General features: G+C 69.5%; 22 protein-coding genes, 2 pseudogenes and 1 riboswitch. Of the genes and pseudogenes, 18 read left to right on the top strand and 6 right to left on the bottom strand.

What is annotated here, in order from left to right:
• The first annotated feature begins 84 nt into the window (after nucleotides 1–84).
• Together sigR and rsrA are read left to right on the top strand one after the other, a co-directional pair.
• Nucleotides 85–765, top strand: coding sequence for an RNA polymerase sigma factor SigR (gene sigR, locus RB628_RS20170; protein ID WP_055524911.1), 681 nt, complete (start codon nucleotides 85–87; stop codon nucleotides 763–765).
• Nucleotides 762–1,055, top strand: a complete 294-nt coding sequence (rsrA, locus tag RB628_RS20165) for a mycothiol system anti-sigma-R factor (protein ID WP_318321875.1) — start codon at nucleotides 762–764, stop codon at nucleotides 1,053–1,055. Before sigR ends, rsrA begins: the two co-directional genes overlap by 4 nt.
• 72 nt (nucleotides 1,056–1,127) lie before the next feature.
• On the opposite strand, the gene RB628_RS20160 is transcribed toward rsrA, so the two are convergent.
• Entirely contained in the window at nucleotides 1,128–1,493 is a 366-nt protein-coding gene (locus RB628_RS20160; RefSeq protein ID WP_318321874.1) for a hypothetical protein, read from the bottom strand.
• 163 nt (nucleotides 1,494–1,656) lie between these two features.
• On the opposite strand from RB628_RS20160, the gene RB628_RS20155 reads away from it, so the two are divergent.
• The 10 genes from RB628_RS20155 (at nucleotide 1,657) to RB628_RS20110 (ending at nucleotide 11,170) form a co-directional block, all read left to right on the top strand.
• Entirely contained in the window at nucleotides 1,657–2,022 is a 366-nt protein-coding gene (locus RB628_RS20155) for a hypothetical protein (RefSeq protein ID WP_318321873.1), read from the top strand.
• A gap of 43 nt (nucleotides 2,023–2,065) precedes the next feature.
• The gene (locus RB628_RS20150) at nucleotides 2,066–2,905 is read left to right on the top strand and encodes a hypothetical protein (RefSeq protein ID WP_318321872.1); all 840 of its coding nucleotides are present in this window, start codon (nucleotides 2,066–2,068) and stop codon (nucleotides 2,903–2,905) included.
• A 74-nt stretch (nucleotides 2,906–2,979) separates the two neighbouring features.
• Nucleotides 2,980–3,144, top strand: coding sequence for a hypothetical protein (locus RB628_RS20145; protein WP_318321871.1), 165 nt, complete (start codon nucleotides 2,980–2,982; stop codon nucleotides 3,142–3,144).
• 105 nt (nucleotides 3,145–3,249) lie between these two features.
• A complete protein-coding gene (locus RB628_RS20140; RefSeq protein WP_412180690.1) occupies nucleotides 3,250–3,597 on the top strand; it encodes a roadblock/LC7 domain-containing protein in 348 nt (115 codons plus the stop codon).
• A gap of 190 nt (nucleotides 3,598–3,787) precedes the next feature.
• A complete protein-coding gene (locus RB628_RS20135; protein WP_318321869.1) occupies nucleotides 3,788–5,227 on the top strand; it encodes an HD-GYP domain-containing protein in 1,440 nt (479 codons plus the stop codon).
• On the top strand, nucleotides 5,224–6,489 hold the full coding sequence (locus tag RB628_RS20130; RefSeq protein WP_318321868.1) for an HD-GYP domain-containing protein: 1,266 nt from the start codon (nucleotides 5,224–5,226) through the stop codon (nucleotides 6,487–6,489). The genes RB628_RS20135 and RB628_RS20130 overlap by 4 nt, the downstream gene beginning before the upstream one ends.
• 156 nt (nucleotides 6,490–6,645) lie before the next feature.
• On the top strand, nucleotides 6,646–7,626 hold the full coding sequence (locus RB628_RS20125; RefSeq protein WP_318321867.1) for a hypothetical protein: 981 nt from the start codon (nucleotides 6,646–6,648) through the stop codon (nucleotides 7,624–7,626).
• Between the two features lie 161 nt (nucleotides 7,627–7,787).
• A complete protein-coding gene (gene def / locus RB628_RS20120) occupies nucleotides 7,788–8,438 on the top strand; it encodes a peptide deformylase (RefSeq protein WP_318321866.1) in 651 nt (216 codons plus the stop codon).
• 279 nt (nucleotides 8,439–8,717) lie between these two features.
• Nucleotides 8,718–9,803, top strand: a complete 1,086-nt coding sequence (gene cyc1, locus RB628_RS20115) for an epi-isozizaene synthase (protein ID WP_318321886.1) — start codon at nucleotides 8,718–8,720, stop codon at nucleotides 9,801–9,803.
• Nucleotides 9,800–11,170, top strand: a complete 1,371-nt coding sequence (locus tag RB628_RS20110) for a cytochrome P450 (protein ID WP_318321865.1) — start codon at nucleotides 9,800–9,802, stop codon at nucleotides 11,168–11,170. The genes cyc1 and RB628_RS20110 overlap by 4 nt, the downstream gene beginning before the upstream one ends.
• A 28-nt stretch (nucleotides 11,171–11,198) precedes the next feature.
• Here RB628_RS20110 and RB628_RS20105 read toward each other — a convergent pair whose 3' ends face one another.
• A complete protein-coding gene (locus RB628_RS20105) occupies nucleotides 11,199–12,161 on the bottom strand; it encodes a GlxA family transcriptional regulator (protein WP_318321864.1) in 963 nt (320 codons plus the stop codon).
• Nucleotides 12,162–12,254: 93 nt separating this feature from the next.
• Here RB628_RS20105 and RB628_RS20100 point away from each other — a divergent pair, with 93 nt between their 5' ends.
• Nucleotides 12,255–12,449 carry a hypothetical protein gene (locus tag RB628_RS20100; RefSeq protein WP_318321863.1) on the top strand — a complete coding sequence of 65 codons (195 nt, stop codon included), beginning with the start codon at nucleotides 12,255–12,257 and terminating at the stop codon, nucleotides 12,447–12,449.
• A gap of 27 nt (nucleotides 12,450–12,476) precedes the next feature.
• Here the strand turns inward: RB628_RS20100 and RB628_RS20095 are convergent, their stop codons facing one another.
• The 3 genes and pseudogenes from RB628_RS20095 to RB628_RS20085 form a co-directional block, all read right to left on the bottom strand.
• The gene (locus RB628_RS20095) at nucleotides 12,477–13,496 is read right to left on the bottom strand and encodes a ribonucleotide-diphosphate reductase subunit beta (RefSeq protein WP_318321862.1); all 1,020 of its coding nucleotides are present in this window, start codon (nucleotides 13,494–13,496) and stop codon (nucleotides 12,477–12,479) included.
• Entirely contained in the window at nucleotides 13,496–15,868 is a 2,373-nt protein-coding gene (locus RB628_RS20090; protein ID WP_318321861.1) for a ribonucleoside-diphosphate reductase subunit alpha, read from the bottom strand. Before RB628_RS20090 ends, RB628_RS20095 begins: the two co-directional genes overlap by 1 nt.
• A gap of 147 nt (nucleotides 15,869–16,015) precedes the next feature.
• A riboswitch (cobalamin riboswitch) is annotated at nucleotides 16,016–16,093 on the bottom strand.
• A gap of 203 nt (nucleotides 16,094–16,296) precedes the next feature.
• Nucleotides 16,297–16,626: pseudogene (locus tag RB628_RS20085) on the bottom strand (sodium:solute symporter); the annotation flags it as partial.
• Between RB628_RS20085 and tnpA the strand changes: the two are divergent.
• Nucleotides 16,624–16,831, top strand: a pseudogene (tnpA, locus tag RB628_RS20080) (IS200/IS605 family transposase); the annotation flags it as partial. The pseudogenes RB628_RS20085 and tnpA sit on opposite strands and share 3 nt — an antisense overlap.
• A gap of 55 nt (nucleotides 16,832–16,886) precedes the next feature.
• On the opposite strand, the gene RB628_RS20075 reads toward tnpA, so the two are convergent.
• A complete protein-coding gene (locus tag RB628_RS20075) occupies nucleotides 16,887–17,651 on the bottom strand; it encodes a GntR family transcriptional regulator (RefSeq protein ID WP_318321860.1) in 765 nt (254 codons plus the stop codon).
• A gap of 387 nt (nucleotides 17,652–18,038) precedes the next feature.
• On the opposite strand from RB628_RS20075, the gene RB628_RS20070 reads away from it, so the two are divergent.
• From RB628_RS20070 to RB628_RS20055, 4 genes are all read left to right on the top strand, one after another.
• Entirely contained in the window at nucleotides 18,039–19,322 is a 1,284-nt protein-coding gene (locus RB628_RS20070) for an extracellular solute-binding protein (protein ID WP_318321859.1), read from the top strand.
• Between the two features lie 109 nt (nucleotides 19,323–19,431).
• Nucleotides 19,432–20,430 (top strand): sugar ABC transporter permease, encoded by a 999-nt coding sequence (locus tag RB628_RS20065; RefSeq protein ID WP_318321858.1) that lies wholly within the window; start codon nucleotides 19,432–19,434, stop codon nucleotides 20,428–20,430.
• Entirely contained in the window at nucleotides 20,427–21,296 is an 870-nt protein-coding gene (locus tag RB628_RS20060) for a carbohydrate ABC transporter permease (protein WP_318321857.1), read from the top strand. Before RB628_RS20065 ends, RB628_RS20060 begins: the two co-directional genes overlap by 4 nt.
• 9 nt (nucleotides 21,297–21,305) lie before the next feature.
• Entirely contained in the window at nucleotides 21,306–22,787 is a 1,482-nt protein-coding gene (locus RB628_RS20055) for a glycoside hydrolase family 3 protein (protein WP_318321856.1), read from the top strand.
• The last annotated feature ends 114 nt before the right edge of the window (nucleotides 22,788–22,901 follow it).

Raw genomic sequence — 22,901 nt, 5'->3', positions numbered from 1 at the left:
GTTCGGGCGGCGGGCGGACACGATGTTCGTCTATCCTCCGATTCGAGTGGGATCGGTTTCGATCCCGTCACATCACTGGAGGAGGTGGGTCCGGTCACTGGGACCGACGCAGGGACCGAACACGGCCAGGCGGAGCAGCCCGAGGGTCCGGGCAGGAGTGAGTCGACCGCCGAGCGCAGTGCGCGCTTCGAGCGGGACGCGCTCGAATTCCTCGACCAGATGTACTCGGCCGCGCTGCGCATGACACGCAACCCGGCCGACGCCGAGGACCTGGTGCAGGAGACGTATGCCAAGGCGTACGCGTCCTTCCACCAGTTCCGTGAGGGCACGAACCTCAAGGCGTGGCTGTACCGGATTCTCACGAACACGTTCATCAACTCGTACCGCAAGAAGCAGCGCGAACCCCAGCGCAGTGCCGCCGAGGAGATCGAGGACTGGCAGCTCGCGCGTGCCGAGTCGCACATGTCGACCGGTCTGCGCTCCGCCGAGTCGCAGGCGCTCGACCACCTGCCCGACTCGGACGTCAAGGAAGCGCTGCAGGCGATCCCGGAGGAATTCCGCATCGCGGTCTACCTCGCGGACGTAGAGGGCTTTGCGTACAAGGAGATCGCGGACATCATGGGGACACCCATCGGTACGGTGATGTCCCGGCTGCACCGCGGCCGTCGTCAGCTGCGCGGCATGCTGGAGGACTACGCCCGTGACCGTGGCCTGGTCCCGGCCGGTGCCGGAGAGTCGAACGAAGCGAAAGGCTCGGGCTCATGAGCTGCGGAGAGCCGCACGAAACGGACTGCAGTGAAGTACTCGATCATCTCTACGAGTTCCTCGACCGGGAGATGCCGGACTCGGACTGCACCAAGTTCGAGGTCCACTTCGAGGAGTGCTCTCCGTGCCTGGAGAAGTACGGGCTCGAACAGGCCGTGAAGAAGCTCGTCAAGCGCTGTTGCGGGCAGGACGACGTGCCGACCGACCTGCGCGCCAAGGTCCTGGGGCGGCTCGATCTGATCCGCTCCGGGCAGGTCGTGCCCGAGCACGACGTGGCCGCCGAGAGCTGACGCCGTCGGCCCCGCCTCGGGCGGGGCCGATCGCCGCTTTCCTTTTTGATCTTTTCTGCTCGTGCCTGGACGTCAGACGTCCAGGCCGTTCTCGATTCTCTTCAGGCTGTGCCGGGCCAGCGCCAGGTTGCTGCGCGACCGGTCGAGCGCGACGTACAGGAAGAGCGCGCCCTTGCTGCTGGCCAGCGGGCGGATCAGGTGGTACTGCCTGCCCAGCGTGATCAGGATGTCCTCGATGGTGTCATTCATGTCCAGCGAGGCCAGCGTGCGCATCTTGGCCCGTACGACCTCGGTGTTGCCCGCCGCCGCGAGCTCCAGGTCCAGGCCCGGGCCGCCGCCGAGGGTGCCGAGCGACATACCGCTGTCGTAGTCGACCAGGGCCACTCCGAGCGCCCCGTCCACGGTCATGGCTTCCTTGAGCGCTGTCTCGATGTTCATTCTGGTGCCCCAATTCCTGAGTGACGCTGACCGGTCGCTGTCCGTGCAACTACGATCGAACACAAGCGACTTACGGGCCGCGAAACATCAACTTTTGTACGTGTTACGCAAGTTGACGTTCAAATTACTGTGCAGCGGTCGGAAGTGAAGGGGGAATGGCCAAATGGCGACGGCAGTTGAGGCCTCGCTGGCCCGGTTCCTCGACTCCCCCGGCGTCACCGGTGTCGCCCTCGTCGACGCGGTCACCGGCCTCACCTACGGAGTGGCGGGAGACGTCGCCGAGGCCGGGGACGGCCAGGAGAGCTCCGATTTCGCAGCCCTCGTCGCCGAACGGCTCGGCCGGGCGGGCGCCGAGGGCGAGCTGGAGAGCGTCGTCACCACCAGCGTGCGACGCCATCAGGTCCTGCTCGCGGTAGGCCGCCCGGCCGGCGACCCGCTGCTGCTGACGGCCGGACTCGACCGGGAGCGGGCCAACCTCGCACTCGCCGCGCGCAGCCTCGGCGACCTGGCCGGCGAGGTGCTCGCATGACGGGCGCCACCGGCGTGGCCGGTTCGAGAGCGCGGGTGAGTGCATGAGGGCGTCCGCCGCGCGCAATGTGCCCGCACTGCTGCTGGGTCTGCGCGAGGAGCAGTTCAGCGGCACGCTACGGGTCGCGGGCACCCCGGGAGGCACGCTCCATCTGCGCGACGGACTGGTGGGCGCGGTCGAGACACCGGGCGCGCCGACCGCCACCTCCGCACTGCTGACGTCGGGCCGGATCGGCGACGAGGCCTGGCTCGCCGCGTGCGCCGCACAGCGCGACGCGGACCTGCTCGGCGAACGCCTGGTGGCCGACGGGCTGGTGGGCGCCGCCGAACTCGAAGTCATCTGCACGGCTGCCGTGTTCGACGCGGCCTTCGCCATGTCACTCGGCGCGCCGGGCAGTTGGGAGCTGAGCGGTCCGGAGCCGACACTCCGTGCCCGACCGGGCGTGGAGCCAAGGCAGTTGACCGACGAGACCACGCGGCGCATCGCGCTGCTCAGCCGCCTGTGGGGACCCCCGGGCGAACTGGCCCGAGTGCGCCCCACCCCGGCGCCGGGGGGCACCGATCCCGGTGTCGGCCGTGGAGTCGGCGCGCCGCTGACCGGCCGTCACCAGGAGATTCTGAACCAGGTCAACGGGCGCCGTACGGCCCGGGACATCGCCTTCGCGCTGGGGCGCGGACTGTACGCCGTGATGCTGGACCTGGTCCGCATGGAGACGCTCGGGCTGCTCCGCTGGGAGAACCCGACCGTACCCGGTGGCCGGCCCAGTACGGCGCCGCGCGTCACCCCCGGCCGTACGCCGGCCGCCGGCCCGCTGCCGGCGCCGTCGAGAACCGAGCCGCTGCCGAGGCGTGTTCCTCGTGGCGGAGAGAAAGGGGGGACGTGAGTGCGGACGATGGAAGAGATGACCGAAGCGCTGACGGAAACGATGAGGGAAGTGCTGCGGCCGACGACCAGGGGGTGAGCGCACCCCTTCTGCCCGTACGGCAAACGCTTCCCGTACGGGGTGCGGCTAACCCCGCCCTGCTGGGCCCCTCGGCCGAAGAACTGGCCGCCGACCAACCCTCTGTCGAAACGCTGCGGCATGTCCGCCGCGCGTTGCGCGCTCTTCCGGAGCCCGACTGACCGCAAGGAGTACGTCCCATGGGTCCCCTGAGCCCTCCGAGTCCCCTGAGCGACAATCCCGAGTTCCCCGAGTCCCCCCAGTCCTCCCAGCTCACCGGCATCCTGATGTCCTTGCGGGACCGGGTGATGGGAGTCTCCGAAAGCGTCCTGTCCACGGTGGACGGCCTTCTCGTCGTCGCCGACACGGACACCGTGCACGCCGAGTCGGTCGCGGCGCTCGCCGCCGCGACGCTCGGAGTGAGCCGCCGGATCGCCGAGCAGGCGAAGGTCGGCGCCCTGCGCGAGGTGGTCGCCCGGTGCGGCTCCGGGCACGTCATCGTGCTGGCCGTCGGGGAACGCGCCCTGCTGACCGTCATGGGCGACGACGGTCTGGACATCGCCGCGTTCCAGCGTGAATCCCCGGCCACGGTCGAGGAGTTGGCCAAGGTGCTGGCGGCGGATGTGGCGTACTGAGACGGAAACGGCCGAGCGTCCACTGTTCCCCCTAACGGGCTAATCTGCGGTTCCTGAGGCCTGAGATTCGTCCAATGCCTCCGTACGGCCGCTGCCGGCCGCCCTATCCTCCATGTCCCGGAGCCTGAACGGGCTTGTGCCGAACGTCAGCCCGGTCGGCCCTGGTCCGGGACGCGGGGGAGGGAGCGCCATGCGGTCGATCACGCCGTGGGCGCGTGTCTACGTCATCGCTGTCGCCGTGGGGGCCGTCCTCTGCGCGGCGCCCGTCCGGTCCGCACACGCCCCTTGGGGCGCCGTGGCGCTGTTCGCCGCGCTGTGCGCCGCGTGCGAGCAGCTCGCGGTCGGCCGGTTCGGCGGGGGCCGTGGGCACGGGGGGCCGGGCGCCGCAGGTCCCGGGGGCACCGGCGGCGGGCAGCCCCGGTGGCACACGCCCGTCCTGCTCGCCGGTGCCTTCCTGCTGCCGCCCGCGGCCGCCGCGCTCGTGCCGCTGCCGGGCGCGCTGCTCGTGCGGGGCGGGGAGCCCGCGCCCTGGCCGCGCCGGCTCTGGCGGGCCGGACAGCTCGGGATCGGCGCCTGGACGGCTTCGCGGGTCCACTGGTCGCTCGCCGGGCCGGACGCGGTCGTCTCCTCCTCCTTTCCGTACGCACTGGTCATCACCGGGGTGGCCGTGGTCGCGTTCTGCCTCGTCCTGGCCCTGCTCGACGGAGGCATCCTGGCGCTCGCCGAACGGGTGCCGGTGCGGCTGGCCTGGCGGGGGCTGTTCCTACGGTCGCTGGTGCCGGGCGGTGTGCACGGGCTCGCCGGGCTGATGATGGCCGTCCTGTGGCGCGGTCCGTACGGGCCCGTCGCCGCGCTGCTCGTGCTGCTGCCGATGTGGGTGTCGTGGTGGGCGTTCGCGCAGTACCACCGGGAGCGGGCGGCGCACCAGGCGACGATCCGGGCGCTCGTGCAGGCCGTCGACATCAAGGACGGGTACACGCGCGGGCACAGCGAGCGGGTCGGGCAGGCGTCGATGATGATCGCGCGGGAACTGGGCATGGACGACGAGCGGGTGGAAGTGCTGCGGTTCGCCGGCATCCTGCACGACGTGGGCAAGCTGGGCGTGCCCACCCGGCTGCTGCGGAAGGACGGGCCGCTGACCCCGGAGGAGCGGCGGGTGATCGAACTGCACCCGGAGTACGGGCACGAGATGGTCCGGGGGATCGGCTTCCTGGGGGAGGCCCGGTCGGCGATCCTGCACCATCACGAGCGGCTGGACGGGAGCGGGTACCCCTACGGGCTCGTCGGCGGCCAGATCCCGGAGTTCGCGCGTGTGGTCGCCGTCGCGGACGCGTTCGACGCGATGACGTCGACCCGCTCGTACAGCCGGGCCCGCCCGGTGCCGGCGGCGCTTGCCGAGCTGGAACGGTGCGCGGGGACGCAGTTCGACCCGGTGATGGTGCGGGCGCTGGTGCGAGCGCTCGGCCGCCGGGGTGGATGGCATCCGGCGGTGACAGCCGACTCGGTGCAGTCCCGTCGCGACACTCCGCACACGCCGCACACGCCGCCCACGCCGTCCGTTTCCCGTCCGGCAGGATCGCATCCCGACGGCATTCCCGGGCAGGCAGGCAGCAAGGGCGGGGTGACATGACCCGGACCTCGCAGAACCGCACGGCGGAGGGCGGCATGAGAACCCTCGTCCACACCGCCGCCGCCCTCCTCGCCACCCTCTCGCTCGCCCACACCCTCTGGTCCGGCCTCGACGAACGGGCCGTCGCGCTCTCCTTCGGGCTGCTCGTCATGCTCGGGGAGCTGACCCGGTGGAGCGGGCCCGAGTCGCGCGAGGCGGCGCCGCTCGCCGCCGCCGGGGCGCTGTCGTACGCGCTGCTCGGGGAGGACGCGGGGCGGGCAACGCACCACGGCGCCCTCCAGGTCGTCGCCGTCATCGTGGCGGCCACTCTCGCCGGCTGCGTACCGCACGTCGCGCGCGGACAGGGGCCGACCGCCGACCACCTCGCCCGGCGGGTGCTCACCGCCGGGTTCGCCGCCGTCTGTTTCCAGCCCCTCCACAGTCAGGGCGTGTTCGAGGCCTGGGGCGGCCCCGCCTACGTCCTGCTGCTTGTCGCGCTGCTCGGGCTCACCGCGCTCTGCGACGCCGTGCTCGCCGCCGCGCTGGCCCACTCGCGCACCGGCTGGCCCTTCGGTCCGCTGCTGCGCGACGAACTGCGGGCCACGCTGGGGATCGGGACCGCCGTGTGCGCCACCGGGGTGGTCATGGCGCTCGCGGTGGCCGTGGTCGGGCTCTGGGCGCTGCCCGTCTTCTCGCTGCCGCTGCTCCTCACCCAGCTCGCCTTCCGGCGGTACGCGGCCGTGCGGGCCACCTATCGGCAGACGATCGCCTCCCTGGCCCGCGCCACCGAGATCGCCGGATACACCCCGGCCGGGCACGCCCGGCGGGTGGCGGTGCTCAGCCGGGCGGTGGGGCGGGAGCTGGGGCTGTCCGAACCGGAGCTGACCGTGCTGGAGTACGCGGCCCTCATGCACGACATCGGGCAGCTCAGCCTCGTCGACCCGGTACCGGCCGGGGCCACGGCCGCACTCCCGGTGGAGGAACAGCGCCGGATCGCGCTGCTCGGCGGGGCCGTCGTACGGCAGACGGGGGTGGCCGCCGCGGTCGCCGTGGTCGTGGAGCGGCAGGCCGATCCCTATCGGGAGCAGCCGCTTTCCGCGCGTATCGTGCGGGCCGTCAACGCGTACGAGGAGAAGGTGCGGGATGCCGGAGCGGGCGGACCACTGCGGGCGCTCGAGGAGCTGCGGCTCGCAACCGGCCGGGACTATCAGCCCGAGGTGGTGGAATCGCTCGCCCGGGTACTCGCCAGGAATGGTGGAGTCGTTCGTGAGCGCATCGGTTGAGGTGGTGGTGGGAGAGGTGCGGACGGTCTTACGCTGCCCTGGGTTGGGTAACCCATGGGTAATGAGCGCCCCTCCAGCGGTCCGTGGTTGGATGCGAGGGAGAGGCTGTACGGGGGCAGAAGCCGGCCCACTCCACGGCACTGGCAGGCGGGAATCGTGAGGATCTTCGGCAAGGGGCGGCACCGGCCCTCCGCCTCATGGCGGCAGGCCACCGACCGCGCGTTCACGCTGATCGGCGACGGGCGGTACGAGGACGCGGGCGCGCTGCTGACACGTGCCGCCGATCTGGAACCCTGGCTGTCCGAGTCCTGGTTCAACCTCGCGCTGCTGCACAAGTTCCGGCACGACTGGGAGCAGGCCCGGGCGGCCGGTCTCCGCGCCGTCGCCCTGCTCGACCGGGAGACCGGGGCCCCCGACTGGTGGAACGTGGGCATCGCGGCCACCGCCCTCCAGGACTGGCCGCTGGCCCGGCGGGCCTGGCAGGCGTACGGGCTGCGGGTGCCCGGGGGTGCGACGGCCGCCGGTGAGCCCGTCGGGATGGACCTGGGCAGCGCCGCCGTACGGCTGTCGCCGGAGGGCGAGGCCGAGGTCGTGTGGGGGCGGCGGCTCGATCCCGCCCGGATCGAGGTGCTGTCGATCCCGCTGCCGTCCTCCGGGCGCCGCTGGGGCGAGGTCGTGTTGCACGACGGGGTGCCCCATGGGGAGCGGACCACCGCGGCCGGGCACTCCTACCCCGTCTTCGACGAGATCGAGCTGTGGGCGCCCTCGCCCGTGCCCACCTGGGTGGTCCTCCTGGAGGCCGCCGCCGAGGACGACCGGGACGCCCTGGAGCGGCTGGCGTCCGACGCCGGCTTCGCCGCCGAGGACTGGTCGTCGTCGGTGCGGTTGCTGTGCCGGATGTGCTCGGAGTCCCGGATGCCGTCCGACGAGGGTGACGGGGAGCATCTCGATCCGCACGATCACAGTGAGCCTGGGCATCCCGGGCCGCTGGGGCATCGTACGGACGGGCAGTTCTGGGCGCCGGAGCGGGAGTGCGGTATCGCTGCGCCGGCTTCGCTGGTGAGGGGGCTGTTGGACGGGTGGGTCGCGGACAGTCCGGAGACTCGTGACTGGCGGGATCTCGAAGAGGTCTGTTAGGTCCCTGGCCGACTGCGGGTCCGTTGTGGCCGGTCGCGCCCACGCGGCGGAGCCGCACACTGAAACGGCCCCGCGCCCCTTCGGGCGCGCTCCCACGGGGCGCTTCCCCGTACCCTGTATCAGCAACTCACCCCAGTTTTGCAGGAAGGCATACGTCGGTCATGGCGCAGCAGGACACCGATCAGCAGCACGCGGGCGTGCTCCCCGTGGACGACGAGGGCTTCGTCATCGACACCGAGGGCGGTGAGGAGCGTGAAGCCGCCTGGCGTGAGCGCGGGACCTCGCGGCCCATCACGGTCGTCGGCAACCCGGTGCTGCACAAGGAGTGCCAGGACGTCACCGAGTTCGGCGCGGAGCTGGACCAGCTGGTCGCGGACATGTTCGCCAGCCAGCGCACCGCCGAAGGCGTGGGCCTGGCCGCCAACCAGATCGGCGTCGGCCTGAAGGTCTTCATCTACGACTGCCCCGACGACGAGGGCGCCCGGCACACCGGTGTGATCTGCAACCCCCAGCTGGTCGAGCTGCCTGCCGAGCGGCGCCGGCTGGACGACAGCAACGAGGGCTGCCTCTCCGTGCCCACCGCGTACGCGCCGCTCGCCCGGCCCGACTACGCCGAGGTGACCGGGCAGGACGAGAAGGGCAACCCGATCAAGGTGCGCGGCACCGGCTACTTCGCACGCTGTTTGCAGCACGAGACCGATCACCTGTACGGGTATCTGTACATCGACCGGCTCTCCAAGCGCGAGCGCAAGGACGCGCTGCGGCAGATGGCCGAGAACGAGCCCCGGTACCCCGTGGTCGCGAACGACTGAGAACTCCTGAGGCACACGTCCACGAACGGCCCCTGACCAGGGGCCGTTCGTGCATCCGTCGCACGTTCGATCGAAAAACGGACTCAAGTGCGCTTCCAGTGATCCAGAACCAGTCAGACGGGAGGCCAGTCTCGGTAGCTTGGGGTAGTGAAGGAAGCAAATCCGTTCCCAGAACGGTCAGTTGTAGTGCTGAATGGGAAGTGCGGGGATACGCAACGGCGCACGCCCGGCACAGCGGGAGGGGTGTCGCGCCAACTGGCGGCTGAGAGGGGTTTGTTCGTGCCTGCATTTCCACACAGCACCTCACCGGCGACACCAGCGGCAGCGATCCCACCATCACTGGCCTTACCGGTGATCGAGGCGGAGTTTCCCCGGCAACTGCATCCGTATTGGCCCCGGCTTCAGGAGAAGACCAGGAGCTGGCTGCTGGAAAAACGCCTCATGCCGGCGGACAAGGTCGAAGAATATGCCGATGGCCTTTGCTACACCGATCTGATGGCCGGGTACTACCTCGGCGCCCCGGACGACGTACTCCAGGCGATAGCGGACTTCAGTGCCTGGTTCTTCGTCTGGGACGACCGGCACGACCGGGACATCGTGCACGGCCGGCCCGCCGCCTGGCGGAAACTCAAGGGCCGGCTCCACACCGTGCTGGACGCACCCGGGCTGTATCTGCACCACCGGGACCCGCTGGTCGCGGGGTTCGCGGACAGCGTGCTGCGCCTGTACTCGTTCCTGGGCAGGAGGTGGAACGCCCGCTTCGCACGGCACTTCCACGCGGTGATCGACGCGTACGACCGTGAGTTCCGCAACCGTGCAAACGGAACCGTGCCGAAAGTCGAGGAATACCTCGAACTGCGGCGGCTCACATTCGCGCACTGGATCTGGACGGACCTCCTGGAACCGAGCGCGGGACACGAACTCCCCATCGCGGTGAGGAGACACCCCGCATACCGCCGGGCGGCGCTGCTGAGCCAGGAATTCGCCGCCTGGTACAACGACCTCTGCTCACTCCCCAAGGAAATCGCGGGAGACGAGTTCCACAATCTCGGAATCAGTCTCATCCGGCATGACGGGCTGACGCTCGAAGAGGCCATAGCGGACCTCAGGGGGCGGGTCGAGGGAACCATCGTGGAATTCATCGCAGCGGAACAGGAAGCGCGCCGGTTCGCCGAATCGCTCGACGACGGCAGCGCGAGCGGAAAGGAAATGAGCAGTGCCGTGATCGCCTGTCTCGGCAATATGCGGAACTGGTTCAGTTCCGTCTACTGGTTCCACCACGAGTCCGGCCGCTACATGGTCGACGACTGGGACGACCGCTCCACACCCCCGTACGTCAACAACGAAGCGGCAGGTGAGAAATGACCGTCGAATCCGTGCGTTCCGCGTCTCCCGACACGGTGGAACTGCCCGATCCGCCCCTCGCGGGCGGCGGTGTTCCGCTCCTCGGCCACGGCTGGCAGCTGGTCCGCGACCCGCTGGGCTACTTCGCCCGGCTCCGCGACCACGGCGACGTCATACGGCTGAAGCTCGGCCCCAAGACGGTGTACGCCGCCACCGCGCCGGAACTGGTCGGGGAACTCGCGCTCAGCCCCGACTACATCATCGGCGGCCCGCTGTGGGAGTCCCTCGAAGGGCTGCTCGGCAAGGAGGGCGTGGCCACCGCCAACGGGCCCACCCACCGGCGTCAACGACGCACCATCCAGCCCGCGTTCAGGCTGGACGTCCTCCCCCAGTACGGGCCGATCATCGAGGAGGAGGCACGCGCGTTCGCCCGGCGCCGGCAGCCCGGCGAGATCATCGACTGCACCTCGGAATCCTTCCGGATCGCCGTGCGTATCGCGGCCCGCTGTCTGCTGCGCGGCGACTACATGGACGAGCGGGCCGAGCGGCTGTGCGCCGCGCTCGCCACGGTGTTCCTGGGGATGTACCGGCGCATGGTGATCCCCGCGGGACCGCTCTACCGGCTACCGCTGCCGGCCAACCGCAAATTCAACCGGGCCCTGGCCGATATGCATCTCGTCGTCGACGAGATCGTGGCCGAGCGCCGGGCATCCGGTCAGAATCCGGACGATTTGCTGACGGCGTTGCTGACGGCGAAGGACGGGAATGGCGATCCCATAGGTGAACAGGAGATCCACGATCAGGTCGTCGCCATAGTCACCCCTGGTGCCGAAACCGTCGCCTCCACGATCATGTCTCTGCTCCAGGTCCTCGCCGAACAGCCGGAACACGCCGACAAGGTGGCCGAGGAGGCCGAATCCGTCGGGGGCGAACGCGCGGTCGCATTCGCGGACGTCCGCAAACTGACGTACACGAACAATGTCATCGTCGAGACGATGCGTTTGCAGCCGCCCGTCTGGATATTGACGCGGCGGGCGGTGGCCGATACCGAACTGGGCGGCTATCGGATTCCGGCCGGTGCCGATCTCGTGTACAGCCCGTACGCGATCCAGCGCGACCCGCGTTCGTACGAGCGGAACACCGAGTTCGACCCCGACCGCTGGCTTCCGGAACGCACCAGGAGTCTGCCCAAGTACGCGATGACCCCGTTCGGCGTGGGCAACCGCAAGTGTCCGAGTGACCACTTCTCCATGGCCATGCTCACCATTCTCACGGCCGAGGTGGCGAGGAAGTGGCGGCTCGAACGGGTGCCGGGGTCGCGCGACGCGGTCCGCGTGGGCATCACCCTGCACCCGGACCGGATGCTGCTGCGAGTGACACCTCGCTGAAGATCCACTGGGTGGAACCGGCGTACGTTCAGGCGGCCTCCGGGCCCTTGAACGTACGCCGGTACGCCTGCGGGGTGGTGCCCAGTGACCGTACGAACTGGTGGCGCAGCGCCGCCGCGTTGCCGAACCCGGTGCGCCAGGCGATCGCGTCCATCGTCTCGTCCGTCGCCTCCAGCAACTGCTGTGCCAGTAGCACGCGTTGCCGCAGAATCCAGCGGTAGGGCGTGGTGCCCGTCTCCTGCTGGAAGCGGCGGGCGAAGGTGCGGGGCGACATGTGGGCGCGCTCCGCGAGCTGCTCGACGGTCACCTCCTCGTCGAGATGGCGCTCCATCCACACCAGCACCTCCCCGACGGTGTCGCACCGCGACCTGGGCAGGGGCCGCTCGATGTACTGGGCCTGCCCGCCGTCCCGGTGCGGCGGTACGACCATCCGGCGGGCGATGGCGTTGGCGACCTCGGGCCCGTGCGCCTCCCGTACCAGGTGCAGACAGGCGTCGATCCCGGCGGCCGTACCGGCGGAGGTGATCACCGCCCCCGCGTCGACGTACAGCACGTCCGGCTCGACGCGCACCCGCGGATAGCGCCGGGCCAGCTCTTCGGCGTGCCGCCAGTGCACCGCGCACCGCCGGCCGTCCAGCAGTCCCGCGGCGGCGAGCACGAAGACCCCGGAACAGACGCTGAGCACCCGGGCCCCGCGTTCCACGGCCCGCCGCAGCGCGTCCAGGAGCTCCGGCGGATACTCCCGTTCCGCATAGGTCTGCCCGGCGGGTACGGCGATCAGGTCGGCCGTCTCAAGACGCTCCAGCCCGTGTTCCGTACCCACGGAGAAGCCCGCGTGGGTGCTCAGTGTCGGGCCCTCGGCCGAGGCGACCGCGAAGTCGTACACCGGCAGGCCCTCGTCGCCGCGGTCGAGGCCGAAGACCTCGCAGACGACGCCGAGTTCGAAGGGATGCACTCCGTCGAGCAGTACGACGGCCACGTTTTCGAGCATGCTGCCAGTGTGCCTCGGTATTGGCAGGAAATCGAGGATGTGCGGCAGTCCTGCCACTGACGGTCAGGAGCGTCCGGCGCGAGACTGATGTCCATGAACACAGCAACGGACAACATCGTCGGAATACTCGTCGTCCTCGCGATCTTCGTGGTCCTCGCCCTTCCGTCCCTGATCGGTCTGGCGCGCGACCGGCACATCGACCGCCAGCTCCGGGAGGCCCAGCAGGCCGACCGAACGGCCCGGGGCCGCCAGGCCATCACCGCCCAGGACGTGACCCGGGCGGCGTGACCGGACAGCGGAAGTGGGGGACCGGGATCAGAACTCGTCGTCGAACGACACCGAGCCCTCGACCGCCACCTGGTACGCGGACGGGCGACGCTCGAAGAAGTTGGTCAGCTCCTGAACCCCTTGCAGCTCCATGAAGGAGAAGGGGTTCTCGGAGCCGTACACGGGGGAGAAGCCCAGCCGGGCCAGGCGCTGGTCGGCGACACACTCAAGGTACTGGCGCATCGACTCGGTGTTCATCCCCGGCAGGCCCTCACCGCACAGGTCGCGGCCGAACTGCAGCTCCGCCTCGACCGCCTCCCGCATCATGTCGGTCACCTGCTGCCGGAGGTGCTCGTCGAACAGCTCCGGCTCCTCCTTGCGGACGGTGTCGACCACTTCGAACGCGAAGCTCATGTGCATGGTCTCGTCCCGGAACACCCAGTTGGTGCCGGTGGCCAGGCCGTGCAGCAGACCCCGGCTGCGGAACCAGTAGACGTACGCGAAGGCCCCGTAGAAGAACAGGCCCTCGATGCACGCGGCGAAGCAGATCAGGTTGAGGAGGAACCGGCGGCGGTCTGCCTGGGTCTCCAGCCGGTCGAGCTTCTCGACCTCGTTGATCCACCTGAAGCAGAACTCGGCCTTCTCACGGATCGACGGGATGTTCTCCACCGCGTCGAAGGCCGCGGCCCGGTCCTCCGGGTCGGGGAGGTAGGTGTCGAGGAGCGTCAGATAGAACTGGACGTGCACGGCCTCCTCGAACAGCTGCCGGCTCAGGTACAGCCGGGCCTCGGGGGAGTTGATGTGCTTGTAGAGCGTGAGCACCAGGTTGTTGGCCACGATCGAGTCGCCCGTCGCGAAGAACGCGACCAGCCGGCCGATCATGTGCTGCTCACCCTCGGACAGCTTCGCCAGGTCGGCGACGTCCGAGTGGAGGTCGACCTCCTCGACGGTCCAGGTGTTCTTGATGGCGTCCCGGTAGCGCTCGTAGAAGTCCGGGTAGCGCATGGGCCGGAGGGTCAGCTCGAAGCCGGGGTCGAGCAGGTTCTTTTCCGAGTGGGTGGAGCTCATCACTGGCAGGCCTCGCAGGACTCGGGGTTTTCCAGGGAGCAGGCGACGGCGTCGGGGTCTGCGGCCTGCTGGACGGGGATGGTCTTTTCAGGCTGCGCCCGCGCGGCGCGGGCGATGCGGGTAGCCGGGCGCGAGCGCAGGTAGTACGTCGTCTTCAGGCCCGACTTCCAGGCGTACGCGTACATCGAGGAGAGCTTGCCGATCGTCGGCGTCTCCAGGAACAGGTTCAGGGACTGCGCCTGGTCCAGGAACGGGGTCCGGGCCGCGGCCATGTCGATGAGCCCGCGCTGCGGGATCTCCCACGCCGTGCGGTACAGCGCCCGTACGCCGGCCGGGATCCAGGCGAAGTCCTGCACCGAGCCGTTCGACTCGCGCAGCGCCTCACGCGTGCGGGCGTCCCACACGCCGAGGTCCTTCAGCTCCCGCACCAGGTACGAGTTGACCTGGAGGAACTCGCCGGACAGCGTCTCGCGCTTGAACAGGTTGGAGACCTGCGGCTCGATGCACTCGTACACGCCGGCGATCGAGGCGATGGTGGCGGTGGGCGCGATCGCCAGGAGCAGGGAGTTGCGCATCCCGGTCGTGGCGATACGTTCACGCAGCGCCGACCAGCGCTCGGGCCAGTTCAGCTCCACGTCGTAGTGGTCGGGGTGGAGCACACCGCGGGCCGTACGGGTCTTTCCCCAGGCCGGCAGCGGGCCGTTGCGCTCGGCGAGCTCGGCCGAGGCCTCGTACGCGGCGAGCATGACGCGCTCGGAGATGCGCGTGGAGAGGGCCTTCGCCTCGGGCGAGTCGAAGGGGACACGCAGCTTGAAGAAGACGTCCTGCAGGCCCATCGCGCCCAGGCCGACCGGCCGCCACCGCGCGTTCGAGCGGCCCGCCTGCTCGGTCGGGTAGAAGTTGATGTCGACGACCCGGTCGAGGAAGGTGACGGCGGTACGGACCGTCTCGTCCAGCCGCTCCCAGTCGATGTCCCCGTCGACCACGAACGCGCCGAGGTTCACCGACCCCAGGTTGCAGACCGCGGTCTCCCCGTCGTCCGTGACCTCCAGGATCTCTGTGCACAGGTTCGAGGAGTGGACGACGCTGCCCGGCTCGGCCGTCTGGTTGGCGGTGCGGTTGGCCGCGTCCTTGAAGGTCATCCAGCCGTTGCCGGTCTGCGCGAGGGTACGCATCATGCGGCCGTACAGATCGCGGGCCGGGATGGTCCTGCGGGCGAGCCCGGCTTCCTCGGCCCTGCGGTAGGCGGCGTCGAACTCGTCGCCCCACAGGTCGACCAGTTCGGGCACGTCGGAGGGGGAGAAGAGAGACCAGAGCGCGTCCGCGTTCACCCGGCGCATGAACTCGTCCGGGATCCAGTGCGCGAGGTTCAGGTTGTGCGTACGGCGGGCGTCCTCACCCGTGTTGTCGCGCAGTTCCAGGAACTCCTCGATGTCGGAGTGCCAGGTCTCCAGGTAGACAGCGGCCGCGCCCTTGCGCCGGCCGCCCTGGTTCACGGCGGCGACGGAGGCGTCCAGCGTCTTCAGGAACGGCACGATGCCGTTGGAGTGCCCGTTGGTGCCGCGGATCAGTGAACCGCGCGAGCGGATACGGGAGTACGACAGGCCGATACCGCCGGCGTGCTTCGACAGGCGGGCGACCTGGTGGTAGCGGTCGTAGATGGAGTCCAGCTCGTCGACGGGCGAGTCGAGGAGGTAGCAGGACGACATCTGGGGGTGCCGGGTACCGGAGTTGAAGAGGGTGGGGGAGGAGGGGAGGTAGTCGAGGCGGCTCATGAGGCGGTAGAGCGCGGCGACTTCGCCGAGGGCGCGGAGTGTGCCGTCCTCGGCGAGACCGCTCGCGACGCGGAGCATGAAGTGCTGGGGCGTCTCGATGACGCGGCGTGTGATCGGGTGGCGCAGGAGGTACCGGCTGTGCAGGGTGCGCAGCCCGAAGTACCCGAAGCGGTCGTCGCCCTCGACATCGATCAGGGCGTTGAGACGGTCCGTGTGCTGGCGTACGAACTCGGCTGTGCGGTCGGCGATCAGGCCCTCCCGGTGCCCGACCGCGACCGACCCGGAGAAGGACGTGACGCCCTGTGAGGCGGCCTCGGCGGCGATGCTGACGGTCAGCAGCCGGGCGGCCAGCCGGGAGTAGGCGGGGTCCTCGGAGATGAGGCCGGCCGCCGCCTCGGTGGCCAGCTCGCGCAGCTCCGACTCGTCGCCCCGCGCGGACCGGCCGCGCAGCGCGGCGGCGGCGACCCGGCCGGGGTCGGCGTCGGGAAGGTCGGCGGTCAGCTCGGTCAGGGTCCGCAGCAGCGCGGTACCGGGACCGTCCGTCTTCGCTGGGGCCACTGGGGTCGCTGAAGCCGGTTCGGCTTGCGCGATGGTCACGTGGGGGCTCTCCCTCGCTCGGCACGGGGCCTGGCGGAGGGCAGCGGGGCACACGGACGCCATACGGGTACGCGCGCGTCCACCGGCCCACTCCACGAGGCCCGGACGTCGGGCGCCCGGACCGGTCGGCCGGGCGCGCTGTCGGCAGGTCCTCGGACTGGACGCGCGCACAGAAGTGCACGAGTACACCGTTGCGGGACAGTTCCGGATTCGCACCGGATTCCCCTGCGGCGACAGCGAGCATGAGCATACATCTTGTGTCGGGTCTCCAAAGCGCCCCCACATGTTGTGTCGTGTCGGCTTAGGAGGGTGGTATCAGGACATCAACTCACAGGCGGGCGGGCTGATGTGAGGGGGCTGGTGCGAGGGGGCACGACAACGGGCCACCGGAGTTCTCCGGTGGCCCGTTGTCGGAAGACGACCACTCGGTGGGTGGCACCCGCCGTGGCCGGCGACAGTTTCGCCACGCCCGGGTCGCCCGCGTCCGCCGTGTAGTCCGACGACTTCGTCTCGTCCACGCCCTCCGGGGTCTTCAGCGCCTTCGGTACGAAGGTGAGCATCACCGTGATGACGAGGTTCAGGATGAACGCCGTCAGGCCGATGTAGCCGATCTCGCCGATCCCCGGGATCTCCTTCGAGCTGCCGCTGAAGTGCTTCTGCGTCGGAGACGCGACCCCGTACGCGGCCAGCGTGCCGCCCAGCCGCCCAGCCGCCCAGCCGCCCAGCAGGGCCCAGCGGTGGAACCAGCGGGTGAAGAGGTCTGCACCGGCTTCGAGGCCGAGCTGAAACAGTGCAACGGCGAACAGGACCACGTCCACTTGCCCGTGCACTTACCCGCCCAGAGTCCAGCTCTCCAAACTGGTCAACTCCCTCAAGGGCGTCAGCTCCCGCAGACTCCGCCAGGAATACAACAGATCGTGCGGCGGAGCACCCCTGAGCGCTGTCAAGCAGTACAACGGATAACCCCTGTTGGTGAGGGGAATGTGTGAGCGGCGGCGCAGCCCGTTCGGGTGTGCGGTCAGTCCACCGGCCGCTTCAGCCTCGCCACGAACTTGTACCGGTCCCCCCGGTAGACCGACCGCACCCACTCCACCGGCTGCCCGTCCTTGTCCAGCGAGTGCCGGGACAGCATCAGCATCGGCAGGCCCACGTCGGTGCCGAGCAGGCCGGCCTCGCGCGGGGTGGCCAGGGAGGTCTCGATGGTCTCCTCGGCCTCCGCGAGGTGGACGCCGTACACCTCGGCGAGGGCGGTGTAGAGGGACGTGTACTTGACGAGCGACCTGCGCAGGGCCGGGAAGCGCTTCGCGGAGAGGTGGGTGGTCTCTATGGCCATCGGCTCGCCGTTCGCCATCCGCAGCCGCTCGATCCGCAGGACGCGCCCGCCCGCCGTGATGTCGAGCAGTTCGGCGAGGGTGTCGTCGGCGGTGACGTAGCCGATGTCGAGGAGCTGCGAGGTGGGTTCGAGGCCCTGGGCGCGCATGTCCTCGGTGTACGAGGTGAGTTGCAGCGTCTGGGAGACCTTCGGCTTGGCGACGAAGGTGCCCTTGCCCTGGATGCGTTCGAGCCTGCCCTCGACGACCAGTTCCTGGAGGGCCTGGCGGACGGTCGTGCGGGAGGTGTCGAACTCCGCCGCCAGCGTGCGCTCGGGCGGGACCGGCGTACCGGGCGCCTGGGTCTCCGTCATGTCGAGCAGATGCTTCTTCAGCCGGTAGTACTTGGGCACGCGCGCGGTACGGACGGTAGCCCCACCCTCGTTCTCCGCACTGCTCACGTCGGTGCTCATGCTCCGCCTTCCCGGCTTCTTGTGCCGCTACGGCCGGCGTCCCGCCGGTCCAAGCCCACATCGTGGCACGGCTCGCGCCGCGATTGACCTGTGAACGGTCCTGACGGGCCCCCGCGCACTCCGTGATCCCCTCTGTATACCTTCACGCCCCTCGCTGGTCTAGTCCACCGCACGGAAGTCGCCCTCAGGCCCCCTCTGTTGTGGTCTACCCCGAACCGGAGGGATGTGCAGGGTGTTTCCGCCACCTTCTTACTTAAAGGTTCCTCCATATGTAGGTCGTATAACGGCTGGTCAAAGGCATTCCGGCGCCCTTGACACGTTGTTTGGCCTGAGCCAAGCTCCGCCTACTGGTCTACACCATTGGTCCAGGTCCCTGAGGAGGGTGGCGTGAAGCGCAAGCTGATAGCCGCGATCGGTATCGCGGGCATGATGGTCTCCATCGCGGCATGCGGGGACAGTGACAGCGGCAGCTCGGACAACACCGGCGCTGACGCCAAGGAACTGACCGTCTGGCTGACCGTGGACGCGCAGAACAACTGGCCCGAGCTGGTGAAGGCCGCCGACGCCGCGCTGACGAAGAAGCACCCCGGCATCAAGATCAACCACGAGTACTACGGCTGGCCCGACAAGAACGCCAAGCTCGACGCCGTCCTCGCCACCGACAAGGCCCCCGACGTGGTCGAGATGGGCAACACGGAGATGCTCGGCTACATGGTCAAGGGCGCCTTCGCCCCCGTCGACCCGGCGAAGTTCGACAACTCGGCCGCCTGGCTGGACGGTCTCAAGGCCTCCGTCACCTACGAGGGAAAGACGTACGGCGTCCCCTACTACGCCGGTGGCCGCGTCGCCAACTGGCGCAAGGACGTGGCGGCCTCGGTCGGCGTCAAGTCCGTACCGACGACGTACGCCGAGCTCACCTCCGCCCTGGACAGGATCCAGAAGAGCGAGGGCGACAAGTACAACGCCTGGTACCAGCCCACCCGCGACTGGTACGCCGCCATGTCCTTCGTGTACGACGCCGGCGGCTCGATCGCCGAGGAGTCGGGCGGCCAGTGGAAGGCGACCCTCTCCTCACCGGAGTCCGTCAAGGGCCTCACCGAGTTCAAGAACGTCGTCGACAAGTACATGCACGGCGACAAGACCAAGGACGAGTCCGACCGCTACATCGTCTACGGCCAGGGCAGGACGAGCATGATCTTCGCCGCCGCCTGGGAGGGGGCGACCGCCGAGGCGCCGGAGAACGACAAGACCGGCAAGCTCAAGGGCAACCTGGAGAACTTCGTGATGCCCGGCCCGTCCGGCAAGAACATGCCGGTCTTCCTGGGCGGTTCGGACCTCGCCATTCCGGTGAAGTCGAAGGCGCAGACGGTCGCCGCCGAGTGGATCAACGCCTACACCGGCGCCGGCGGCCAGAAGGGCCTGATGGCCAAGGGCAACCTGCCCAACAACAAGACCGACCTCGCCACCCTGAAGAGCGACCCGGCGACGGCGGTCCCGGCCACGGCGGCCGAGTCCAACTGGTTCGTGCCGATGGCACCGGGCTGGGGCCAGGTCGAGAAGGCCCAGATCCTCCAGACGATGCTGCAGAGCATCGGCACCGGCAAGAAGACGGTCGAGGAGGCCGCGAAGGAGGCGGACGCGGCGATCGACGAGGTCATCAACGTCAAGTAGCGAACCGAGGCGGGGCCCTGCCACGGGGAGGGCCCCGCCCGCCCGCACACGTAGTACCTGGACGACCGCCACGACCGTACGACCTGAGGGACCGCTGAGGAGCGCGCGGATGAGTGCCGCTGATACGACAACCCCTACCAAGGTGCCGCCCAAGCGGCAGTCGCCACCGCCGACCGTCGCGGAGCAGCTCGACAAGCCGGGGAGACGACCGACCCCGAAGGGTGCCGCCGCGATTCCGTGGGCCCTGCTGGCCCCCTGTCTGCTGATCCTCGTGCTGGTCCTCGGATATCCCCTCGTGCGCCTGGTCACCCTGTCCTTCCAGAAGTTCGGGCAGTCCCAGCTGTGGGGCTTCCAGCCGGCCGAGTCGGTGGGCTTCGACAACTTTGCCAAGGTGCTCGGCGACAGCGAGTTCTGGGACGTCGTCGTCCGCACGATCGTCTTCGCCGTCGGCTGCGTGGTCTTCACGATGGTCGTCGGCATGCTGATCGCCCTGCTGCTCCAGCGGGTCAGTGGCTGGATGAAGACGCTCATCAACATCGTCCTGGTGGCCAGTTGGGGCATGCCGATCATCGTGGCGACCACCGTCTTCAAGTGGCTGTTCGACTCCGACTACGGCATCGTCAACGCACTGCTGAGCAGGCTGCCGGGCATCGAGCTGATCGGCCACAACTGGTTCGCGAGCGGACCGCAGGGCCTGGCCGTGATCATGCTGCTCGTGGTCTGGGGCGCGGTGCCGTTCGTGGTCATCACACTCGGCGCGGGGCTGACCCAGGTCCCGAAGGAACTGGAGGAGGCGGCCCGGCTGGACGGCGCGGGCGCCTGGGGCGTCTTCCGATACGTCACCCTTCCCATCCTCAAGCCGATCATCGTGATGCTCACGACGCTGTCGGTCATCTGGGACATGGGCGTGTTCCCCCAGGTGTTCGTGATGCGAAACGGCCACCCGGAGGCCGAGTTCCAGCTTCTGACCACCTACTCCTACGACCGCGCCTTCGCCGTCAACGACTACGCCCAGGGCTCGGCGATCGCCCTGCTCACCGTGGTGCTGCTGCTCGGTGTCGTCGCCGTGTACATGCGCCAGATGCTGAAGATCGGAGAGGTCGAATGAGCGCGGTAGCCGCCTCCGTGTCCCGGAAGACCGGGAGGCCGCAGAAGTCGCGGAAGTCGAAGGCCGGGTGGAACCTGCTGGGCCTGCTCGTATTCCTGACGGCCGGGTTCCCCGTCTACTGGATGCTGAACACGGCGTTCAAACCGGCGAAGGACGCGATCGACCCCGATCCGAGCCTGCTGCCGACGGGCTTCACCCTCGACAACTTCCGCCGCGCGCTGAACATCGCCGACTTCTGGGGCCCGGTCGGCCGCAGCCTCGTCGTGTCCCTGACGGTGGTGGTGATCGGCATCATCGTGGGAATGCTGGCGGCCCTCGCCATCTCGCGCTTCGCCTTCCGCGGCCGGAAGATCGTCATCGTCGGCATTCTGGCCGTGCAGATGGTCCCTTTGGTCGCGATGATCATCCCCGTGTTCCTGCTCCTCAACGACCTCGGCCAGTACGACCGGCTGACCGGCCTGATCATCACCTACCTCACCTTCATCCTTCCGTTCACGGTGTGGACCCTGCGCGGCTTCATCGTCAACATCCCGAAGGAGCTGGAGGAGGCGGCGATGGTCGACGGCTGTTCCCGCACCACCGCCTTCCTCCGCGTGGTCTTCCCCCTGCTGGCCCCCGGCCTGGTCGCCACCTCGGTCTACGGCTTCATACAGGCCTGGAACGAGTACCTCTACGCCCTGATGCTGATGAGCCAGAAGAACCAGACCGCCACCGTCTGGCTCGGCAACTTCACGACCAAGCACGGCACCGAGTACGCCCCGATGATGGCCGGTTCCACGATGATGGCCGTGCCGATCGTCGTCCTCTTCCTCCTCGTCCAGCGCAAGATGGCCGCGGGCCTTACCGCGGGCGCCGTGAAGGGATAACCCCACCCGATGACGACACTCGCCCGCCGCCCGGACACTCTGACCCGCGACGCGCTCACCGTCCTCCAGCCAGGCTTCACCGGCACCACGGCCCCCGACTGGCTGCTGCGCCGCCTCGGCGAAGGCCTGGCCTCCGTGGGCCTGTTCGGCCGCAACATCACGTCCCCCGGTCAACTGGCCGACCTCACCGCCCAGTTGCGCGCCGAACGTGACGACGTCCTGGTCGCGATCGACGAGGAGGGCGGCGACGTCACCCGCCTGGAGGTCCGCACCGGCTCCTCCTTCCCCGGCAACCACGCCCTGGGCGCGGTCGACGACGTCCGGCTGACGCGGGAGGTGGCCCACGAACTCGGCCACCGCCTCCGTGCCTGCGGGGTCAATCTCAACTGGGCCCCGTCTGCGGACGTCAACTCCAACCCCGCCAACCCCGTCATCGGCGTCCGCTCGTTCGGCGCCGACCCGGAGCTGGTCGCCCGCCACACCGCCGCCTACGTCACCGGCCTGCAGAGGGCGGGCGTCGCCGCCTGCGCGAAGCACTTCCCGGGCCACGGCGACACGTCGGTCGACTCCCATCACGCCCTCCCGCGCATCGACGCGAGCCGCTCCGTCGTCCTCGACCGCGAGCTGTCCCCGTTCCGCGCCGCGATCGACGCCGGCACCAGGGCGATGATGAGCGCCCACATCCTGATTCCCGCCCTGGACCCCGACCGCCCGGCCACCCTCTCCCACCCCGTCCTCACCGACCTGCTGCGCGGCGAACTCGGCTACACCGGCCTGATCGTCACCGACGGTATGGAGATGCAGGCCATCGCGGGCACCTACGGCATCGAACGCGGCAGTGTCCTCGCCATCGCCGCCGGCGCCGACGCCATCTGCGTGGGCGGCGGCCTGGCGGACGACGAGACGGTACGCAGCCTGCGCGACGCCCTGATCAAGGCCGTCCGCACCGGCGAGCTCCGGGAGGAACGCCTGGCGGACGCGGCGGAACGCGTCCGGACCCTGTCCCGCTGGACGGCCACGCCGCAGGACGCCTCCGCCGCGAGGCCCACCGAGATCGGCCTCCTGGCCGCGAGACGCGCCGTGAAGGCGACGTACTCCGAGCCGTACGAACCCCTCCGGGAACCCCCGTACGTGGCGGCCTTCACTCCCGTGGCGAACTTCGCCGTCGGCGACGAGACCCCGTGGGGCGTGGCAGCCGAGCTGCTACGTCTCCTGCCCGGCACCCGCACCGGCACCTTCACCGGCGAGAACGCGGGCCGGGCGGCCCTGACCGAGGCGGGCCCGGGCCGGATCGTCGCCGTGGTCCGGGACGAACACCGCCATCCCTGGATGTCCACAGCCCTGGACACCCTGCTCGCCGCCCGCCCGAACACGATCGTCGTGGAAATGGGCGTCCCCCAGTCCCCCCGCAGAGGCGCCCTGCACCTGGCAACCCATGGCGCGGCCAGAGTCTGCGGCCAGGCGGCGGCGGAGATCATCGCGGCGAAGTAGGCCGGAAAACGACAAAGGCGCCGGTCCCCTTCGAAGGGGACCGGCGCCTTTCCCTGCCTCAGGGACGCGGGGACCTGCCCGACAAGCCACAGCGGACCCGCACCCCACACAAAA

It is taken from the genome of Streptomyces sp. ADMS, assembly GCF_033441795.1.
In the GTDB taxonomy this organism is placed as follows: Bacteria; Actinomycetota; Actinomycetes; order Streptomycetales; family Streptomycetaceae; genus Streptomyces.
This window is presented reverse-complemented; position numbering and strand designations above follow the sequence as displayed.